This is a genomic window from Saccharopolyspora mangrovi (assembly GCF_035320975.1).
Lineage (GTDB): Bacteria > Actinomycetota > Actinomycetes > Mycobacteriales > Pseudonocardiaceae > Saccharopolyspora > Saccharopolyspora mangrovi.
The window spans coordinates 167,386-174,718 of the sequence record NZ_JAWLNX010000017.1; the positions used below are offsets into that span (position 1 = coordinate 167,386).

Here is a 7,333-nt window from a genome sequence, read left to right on the forward strand (position 1 = left end):
CGACTCGAATGCAGGAGGGACGGCGACGGTGACGGGACAGTACGAAGAGCCCGAGACGCGGCGGAACGTCGGTGCCGCGCCGCAGGCCGACGGCCCGGCCGGCACCGAGGCGGAGAGCAAGAGCGGGAACGGCTCCTACACCGAGCCGGAGACCCGGCCGCAGCAGCCGAAACCGGTTCCGGAGCACCCCGAACCGTCGTACGTGGACCCGTCGCAGCCCGGCGGTTCCGGCCCCTACCCGGTCGCGGACACCCCGCAGCCGTACTACCCGAGCGGAGCGCCGGTGTACCCCGACCCGTCCCAGTCCGGTCCGCAGCCGCAGCAGCAGTGGCCCGGCTACCCGCAGTCCGGCCCGAACCAGGTCTCCGGTCCGTACCCGGTGCCCGAAGGCGGCTCGGGGCCGGTTCCGGTGAGCCCGTACGCGCCCGTCTCGGGCGGTCCTTCGGGGCCGTTCCCGACCGGTCAGCCGTACCCGCAGCAGCAGCCGCAGTCGGGCCCGCAGCAGGGGCCGCCGCAGAACCCCGATCTGTCCTCCGCGCAGCTGCTGCGGCAGACCAAGCGGCCGCCGCAGTCCGGCTGGCGCAAGGCCGTGTACCTGGCCAGCGGCAAGACCGTCAACCTGGGCGAGGGCCCGACCGACCGGCGGCGCCGGGAGCTGATCACGCGGGTCAACCAGCCGCTGCAGGGCTGCTACAAGATCGCGATGCTCAGCCTCAAGGGCGGCGTCGGCAAGACCACCGCCACCGCCACGCTGGGCGCGACGTTCGCGTCGCTGCGCGGTGACCGGGTCATCGCGGTCGACGCGAACCCGGACCGCGGCACGCTGAGCCAGAAGATCCCGCTGGAGACCACCGCGACCGTCCGGCACCTGCTGCGCGACGCGCACCGGATCCGCCGCTACAGCGACGTCCGCTCCTACACCTCGCAGGGGCCCAGCCGGCTGGAGATCCTCGCCAGCGAGCAGGACCCGGCCGTCTCCGAGGCGTTCAGCGAGGACGACTACCGGCGCACCGTGACGCTGCTGGAGCACTTCTACAACGTGGTGCTCACCGACTGCGGCACCGGGCTGATGCACTCGGCGATGAAGGGCGTGCTCGACGTCGCCGACTCGCTGGTGATCGTCTCGTCCAGCTCGATCGACGGAGCCCGCAGCGCTTCGGCCACCTTGGACTGGCTGGACGCCCACGGCTACGGGGAGCTGGTGTCCCGCTCGGTCGCCGTGATCAACTCGGTCCGCCCCGGTTCCGGGAAGGTCGACGTCGACAAGCTCGGGGCGCACTTCGGGGCCCGCTGCCGGGCCGTGTCGCGGATCCCGTTCGACCCGCACCTGGAGGAGGGCGCGGAGGTCGAGCTCGACCAGCTGGCGGCTCCCACGCGGATGGCTCTGCTGGAGCTGGCGGCGATGGTCGCCGACGACTTCCCGCACGCTCCAGGACGGAATCAGCAGGCGTAGCAGCGGCTCTGGGAACGCGGCGGAGCCGCTCAGGTTCCGCTGCCCGCACCGCCGAGCGAGGTGATCCCCCGGCGGGAGGGGATCAGTCCTCCTCCGTCGGGCGCTGGTTCTTGCGCTGCTCCTCGGCGAGCTTGCGGAGGAATTCCGGGTCGTCGTCGGGGGCGACGGGGGCTCTGCGCGGGCGAGTCGTGGCGACCTGCGGGCCGAACGCCTTCCACATCAGCACTGCGATGGTGAGCGCGCCGATCGCGGCGAGGGCATAGATCATCGTGGCCACCTCCAACCGTTCCGCTTACGACATTAGCCAATCAGAGCGGGTGGCGTCTTTGTCCGGAGGTGTCCGGTTCGAGCGGTGCCCCTGGTGACGTCTCGCAGGGGTGCGAGACGTCACCAGGGGCGGCGGTCGTCACCGGCCGGTCGCCCAGCGATCTTCGGCTCGGTGCGGTGGTTCTCGGCTGTGGCGACTGCCTCTTGGGCGCCTGCCGCGGTGCTGCGAGCACTCACCACGAGGGGTCTTGGCAAGTGGGTCGAGCACCGCTGCGTCGGCGTCCGCGCCGCTTCGCGATGTTCTCCGCTGTCGGACCAGGAGGTCAGGCGGTGCGGTTCACATCGTTGGTCAGCTCGGCCAGCAGGGTGCGGACCTCAGACTCGCGGAAGCGACGGTGACCACCGGGGGTGCGGATGGAACCGATCCGGCCGGCGGTAGCCCATCGGGTCACGGTCTTGGGGTCGACCCGGAAGAGCGCCGCGACCTCACCCGGGGTGAGGAGCTGCTCCTGACCGTTCTGGCGAGGCTGCTGAGTCGACGCGGTCACAGGTGACCTCCACTTTTGCGATGACTGGTATTCGGGCATTCCGGTCGCATCGTGGCACCTGAAGTGCCAGGTACTCGAACGTTTGGGTTTAGGTAAAGGGAAGGTAAGGGACGAAACCGGCGCATCGGGCGGCCGTCGTCGCTGGTCGTGGCCGCCGGACAGGGCTGTGTCCGGGGTGCTCTACCCTGGATGACGTGCGGGAACAGCAGGAGACCACGACCGGTGAACCCGAAGCGGCGGAGGTGACCGCCGCCGAGGCGGGCGCCGAGCCGACGACCGGCGGGACGTCCGAGGTCAAGCCCAACCTTGCACGCGACATCGCGCTCTACACGGTCGCCCGGTTCGGCCTGGTCGCGATCGTCGCCGCGCTGCTGATGCTGGCCCAGGTGCCGGTGCTGGTCGCGATCGCCGTGTCCGTCGTCGTGGTCATGCCGCTGTCGCTGCTGGTCTTCGGACGGCTCCGCCGCCGCGTGGCCACCGGCATGGCCGAGCGCACCGAGGACCGCCGCCAACGCCGCGAGCAGCTGCGCGCCCAACTGCGCGGAGACGCCCCGGCGGACGCCGAATGACCAGCGACATCGATCGCTCCTGCGAGCGCACGCGGGCCTGGACCAGCGAGGCCGTCCGGATCATCGAGGCCGACGCGAACCGCAGCGCCGACACCCACCTGCTGCGGTATCCGCTGCCCGCGGAGTGGGGGATCGACCTCTACCTCAAGGACGAGTCAACACATCCGACCGGTTCGCTCAAGCACCGGCTGGCCCGATCCCTGTTCCTCTACGCCATCTGCAACGGCTGGGTGACCGAGAACACACCCGTGATCGAGGCTTCGTCCGGTTCCACGGCGGTGTCCGAGGCCTACTTCGCCCGCCTGCTCGGGCTGCCGTTCATCGCCGTCATGCCCCGGTCCACCAGCGGCGAGAAGGTCGCGCTGATCGAGTGGCAGGGCGGGCGCTGCCACTTCGTCGACGAACCCGGCGCGATCTACACCGAATCCCGCCGGCTGGCGGCCGAACTGGGCGGCCACTTCATGGACCAGTTCACCAACGCCGAGCGCGCCACCGACTGGCGCGGCAACAACAACATCGCCGAGTCGATCTTCGAGCAGCTGGCGCTCGAACCGCACCCCGAGCCGGACTGGATCGTCGTCGGCGCCGGCACCGGTGGCACCAGCGCGACCATCGGCCGCTACCTGCGCTACCGCAGGCTCGGCACTCGGCTGGCCGTCGTCGACCCGCAGCGCTCGGTGTTCTTCGAGGCGTGGCGCGACAGCGACCCCTCGCTGACCAGCGACTCCGGCTCGCTCATCGAGGGGATCGGCCGGCCGCGGGTCGAACCGTCCTTCGTCGGCCAGGCCATCGACCGGATGATCAAGGTGCCGGACGCGGCCGCCATCGCCACCATCCGCTGCACCGAGAAGGTCCTCGGGCGCCGCGTCGGCGGCTCCACCGGGACCAACCTGTGGGGCGTGTTCGCGCTGGTCTCCGAGATGGTGGCGCAGGGCCGCACCGGCAGCATCGTCACGCTGCTCTGCGACGGCGGCGAGCGCTACACCCACACCTACTTCGACGACGGCTGGGTCGCCGAGCAGGGCATGGACCTCGAAGTGCCGCGCCAGGTGCTGGACCGCTTCCACGCCACCGGCGAGTTCCAGGCAGACTAGGACCGACGTCGACGATCTTGCGCGGAGGAGGACCGGTGGCCGCCAAGCGCCTGCTGATCAGCGCGGTGCTCGTGAGCGCCGGGCTGTCCGGCTGCACCGCGGCGGAGCAGGTGGCACCCGCTCCGCCCTCCGCGCAGCCCAGCACGTCCGAGGAATCCACGGCGACCAGCACCGTCCCGTCGATCAGCCGTGAGGTCCCGCCCGAGCAGCGGCGGACGCTGGGCTCGCTGTCCGCCCAGGACCTGTGCGGCCTGGTCCGGCCCGACGAGCTCGCGGCCCTGGCGTTCGAGGTCGAGCCCGGTCAGCCCCGCGAGGTCGGCATCGAGCCGCCGGTGCGCGGCTGCGGTTTCCCGGCCCGCACCGACGGGCGCGAGGTCCTGGTCGGGGCGCAGGCTCCCGGCTTCGCCGACCTCGGGACCGAGGAGGTCGAGCTGGGCGCGGTTCGGGGGACCCAGGTGCTGCGCACGTCGGACTGCACCGTCTACGCCCCGGTCGCCGGCGCCACCCTGCAGGTCTCGGTGATCTCCGGCGACACCGACTCGGACTCCTGCCGAACGGCCTCCGACGTCGCCCAGTACCTGCTCCCCGGTCTCGTGCTCTAGCCGCCGCTGCCAGGCGACCTCGCAGCTCCGCTGTCAGCCGAAGGCCAGTGCGAGGCCGGTGATCGCGCCCCAGGCCAGCATCGCGAAGCCGGTGTCGCGGACCGCCGGGATCAGGTAGCGGCCGGTGGCCCCGCGGGTGACCGCGCGCAGCGGGATGAGCAGCAGCGGCAGCGCCAGGAAGCCGAGCAGCGCCCAGGAGTTGCGCAGGCCGATTAGCACCGTGATGACGAACGGGACCAGGGCCAGGGCGGTGTAGAGGGTGCGGGTGTCGCGGTCGCCGAGCATGACCGCGAGGGTGCGCTTTCCGGTGACCCGGTCGGACGGGATGTCGCGGAGGTTGTTGGCCACCAGGACCGCGCAGGACAGCGCGCCGACCCCCACCGCAGCGCCGATGCCGAAGCCGGACACGGTCCCCGCCTGCACGAACATCGTGCCCAGCACCGCGATCAGGCCGAAGAACAGGAACACCGCGACCTCGCCCAGCCCGGCGTAGCCGTAGGGCTTGCTGCCGCCGGTGTAGAACCAGGCGCCGGCGATGCACAGCGCGCCGATCGCCAGCATCCACCACTGGCCGCTCAGCGCGACGACGCCGAGCCCGGCCACCGCGGCCACGCCGAAGCTCGCGAAGGCCGCGCCACGCACCGCGCCCGGCCGCGCCGACCGCGATCCGACCAGGCGGAACGGTCCCACGCGGGAGTCATCGGTGCCCCGGATGCCGTCGGAGTAGTCGTTGGCGAAGTTCACCCCGACGATCAGGCTCAGCGACACCACCAGTGCCAGCAGCGCGATCAGCGGGTCGAACGAGTCCACTCCCGCGGCGGCGCCGGACCCGGCCAGCACCGGCGCGATCGCATTCGGGAAGGTGCGCAGACGGGCACCTTCGATCCATTGCGCGACAGTCGCCATGAGCCACATCTTCGCTCACGCGGCAAGACCTTCGGCTAGCAGGTCAGCTGCTCGGCGAGCGCGCGCCGGTCCGGTTTGCCGGGGCCGCGCAGCGGGAGCTCGTCCAGCAGCGCGATGCGCTTCGGCGTCGCCGCGGCCCCCAGGCGTTCGCGGACGGCGTCGCGGAGGGCGTTGGCGTCCAGGTTCGCGGCCGGGTCCGGGACGACCGCGGCCACCACGGCCTGGCCCCACTCGGGGTCCTCGACACCCAGCACGCAGGCCTCCCGCACGCCCGGCTGCTCGGTCAGGACCCGTTCGACCGGCAGCGGAGCGACCTTCTCGCCGCCGGTGGTGATCACGTCGTCGGCTCGGCCGAGCACCTCCAGCCTGCCGTCGGTGAAGCGGCCGAGGTCGCCGGTGCGGAACCAGCCACCGGCGAAGGCCTCGGCGCCGGGCTGGTTGCGGTAGCCGCGGGCCAGCATCGGTCCGGTCAGCCGGATCGGGCCGGGTTCGCCGTCCAGGTCGACCTCGGTGATGTCCAGCGGCACTCCGTCGTAGACGCAGCCACCTGCGGTTTCGCTCATGCCGTAGGTGGTGGTGACCGCGACGCCGCTGTCCAGCGCGCGGGCCAGCAGGGCAGGTGGGGTGGCGGCGCCGCCGAGCAGCACGGCGTCGAACCCGCGCAGCGCGGACAGGCCCTCGCCGCCGTCGTTGAGCAGCCTGGACAGCTGGGTCGGCACCAGGGCCGTGTAGTGCGGGTCGTTCGAGGTCAGGGCTTCGCGAGCCGCTGCGGCGAAGGCGTCCGGGCGGAATCCGGCCGAGGTGTCGACCGCGCGCGGGGTGGTGCCCGCGAGCAGCGCGCGGACCAGGACCTGCACGCCCGCGACGTGGTGGGCGGGCACCGCCAGCAGCCAGCTGCCGGGACCGCCGAGCCTGCGGTGGGTGGCCTCGGCGGAGGCGCGCAGCGAACCCGCCGGGAGCAGCACGCCCTTGGGGGTGCCGGTGGACCCGGAGGTGGCGATGACCAGCGACGTCGGGTCGTCCTCGGCGTCCTCGCCGGGGTTCAGCGGGCCGCCGAGGGCGGTGACCAGGCGCTGCGCCTCCTCGGGTGCGTCGGCCGCGACCGGCAGCAGTGCGGGGCCGTCGCCGTCGAGCGCGCGGCGGAGCGCGGGCAGCACGTCCAGCGCGCCGGTTCCCGGTGGTACTGGAAGCGGCTGCAGGTCCCGGGCGTTCGGCATGAGCTCCATTCTCGGCACCGATCTCCCCTCCGCGGTCGGGAAGAGCCCGAGAGCTTCGCCACTAGCTCACCAGTTCGAGCGATCAAGTGTTCGAAAGGTTCGGTCGATGTTCTTGGTGTGAGCGGAAGGAGAAGGCGATGTTCCTCGTGTTCGTGCTGGTCGTCCCGGTGTTCACCGGAGCGCCGCAGTCATCGGAATCATCGGAATCGCGGGAGGGCCGGCCGCGGGCCGGTGCTGACACCGCCCCGGCCGGACCCGCGTGGGAGGCCCCGGACCAGGAACGCCCGCCGGGGCTGTTCCTGTCCGGAGTGCTGCCCGAGGAGGACCTGGAGGTCTCAGAAGTACCAGGGGAAGGCGGACCAGTCGGGGTCGCGTTTGTGCAGGAAGGCGTCCCTGCCCTCGACGGCTTCGTCGGTCATGTAGGCCAGCCGGGTGGTCTCACCGGCGAAGAGCTGCTGGCCGACGAGCCCGTCGTCGATGGCGTTGAACGCGTACTTGAGCATGCGCTGCGCCGTCGGGGACTTGCCGTTGATCTCCCGGGACCACTGCAACGCGGTTGCCTCCAGCTCGGCGTGCGGGACGACCTCGTTGACCATCCCCATCTGATGGGCCTGCTCAGCGGTGTAGGGACGCCCGAGGAAGAAGATCTCCCGAGCGAACTTCTGCCCCACCTGACG

Annotated in this window: 9 protein-coding genes; 4 read left to right on the plus strand and 5 right to left on the minus strand. The window is 71.8% G+C overall.

The window, feature by feature from the left end; translation table 11 throughout:
• Positions 1-28: 28 nt before the first annotated feature.
• The gene (locus tag R4I43_RS23240) at positions 29-1,453 is read left to right on the plus strand and encodes a MinD/ParA family ATP-binding protein (protein WP_324267794.1); all 1,425 of its coding nucleotides are present in this window, start codon (positions 29-31) and stop codon (positions 1,451-1,453) included.
• 82 nt (positions 1,454-1,535) lie between these two features.
• Here the strand turns inward: R4I43_RS23240 and R4I43_RS23245 are convergent, their stop codons facing one another.
• Together R4I43_RS23245 and R4I43_RS23250 are read right to left on the minus strand one after the other, a co-directional pair.
• On the minus strand, positions 1,536-1,721 hold the full coding sequence (locus tag R4I43_RS23245; protein ID WP_324267795.1) for a hypothetical protein: 186 nt from the start codon (positions 1,719-1,721) through the stop codon (positions 1,536-1,538).
• Between the two features lie 322 nt (positions 1,722-2,043).
• A complete protein-coding gene (locus R4I43_RS23250; protein ID WP_093414319.1) occupies positions 2,044-2,268 on the minus strand; it encodes a BldC family transcriptional regulator in 225 nt (74 codons plus the stop codon).
• Positions 2,269-2,462: 194 nt separating this feature from the next.
• On the opposite strand from R4I43_RS23250, the gene R4I43_RS23255 reads away from it, so the two are divergent.
• The 3 genes from R4I43_RS23255 to R4I43_RS23265 are packed head-to-tail and all read left to right on the plus strand — an operon-like array spanning position 2,463 to position 4,533.
• A complete protein-coding gene (locus R4I43_RS23255) occupies positions 2,463-2,837 on the plus strand; it encodes a DUF4229 domain-containing protein (protein ID WP_324267796.1) in 375 nt (124 codons plus the stop codon).
• Complete coding sequence (gene cds1, locus R4I43_RS23260; protein ID WP_324267797.1) at positions 2,834-3,931, plus strand: L-cysteine desulfhydrase Cds1; 1,098 nt, start codon at positions 2,834-2,836, stop codon at positions 3,929-3,931. The genes R4I43_RS23255 and cds1 overlap by 4 nt, the downstream gene beginning before the upstream one ends.
• 35 nt (positions 3,932-3,966) lie before the next feature.
• On the plus strand, positions 3,967-4,533 hold the full coding sequence (locus R4I43_RS23265) for a DUF3558 family protein (protein WP_324267798.1): 567 nt from the start codon (positions 3,967-3,969) through the stop codon (positions 4,531-4,533).
• A 33-nt stretch (positions 4,534-4,566) separates the two neighbouring features.
• Here R4I43_RS23265 and R4I43_RS23270 read toward each other — a convergent pair whose 3' ends face one another.
• The 3 genes from R4I43_RS23270 to R4I43_RS23280 all read right to left on the minus strand — a co-directional run.
• Positions 4,567-5,439, minus strand: a complete 873-nt coding sequence (locus R4I43_RS23270) for a 1,4-dihydroxy-2-naphthoate polyprenyltransferase (RefSeq protein ID WP_324267799.1) — start codon at positions 5,437-5,439, stop codon at positions 4,567-4,569.
• 35 nt (positions 5,440-5,474) lie between these two features.
• Positions 5,475-6,656, minus strand: coding sequence for an o-succinylbenzoate--CoA ligase (gene menE / locus R4I43_RS23275; RefSeq protein WP_324267800.1), 1,182 nt, complete (start codon positions 6,654-6,656; stop codon positions 5,475-5,477).
• A gap of 335 nt (positions 6,657-6,991) precedes the next feature.
• A partial coding sequence (locus R4I43_RS23280; protein ID WP_324267801.1) for an enoyl-CoA hydratase-related protein occupies positions 6,992-7,333 on the minus strand: 342 nt, incomplete at its 5' end.

Excerpts from the sequence above, each read along its gene's own strand:
- cds1 (WP_324267797.1), top strand. The coding sequence starts at position 2,834 with ATGACCAGCGACATCGATCGCTCCTGCGAGCGCACGCGGGCCTGGACC.
- menE (WP_324267800.1), bottom strand. The coding sequence starts at position 6,656 with ATGCCGAACGCCCGGGACCTGCAGCCGCTTCCAGTACCACCGGGAACC.
- R4I43_RS23270 (WP_324267799.1), bottom strand. The coding sequence starts at position 5,439 with ATGGCGACTGTCGCGCAATGGATCGAAGGTGCCCGTCTGCGCACCTTC.
- R4I43_RS23245 (WP_324267795.1), bottom strand. The coding sequence starts at position 1,721 with ATGATCTATGCCCTCGCCGCGATCGGCGCGCTCACCATCGCAGTGCTG.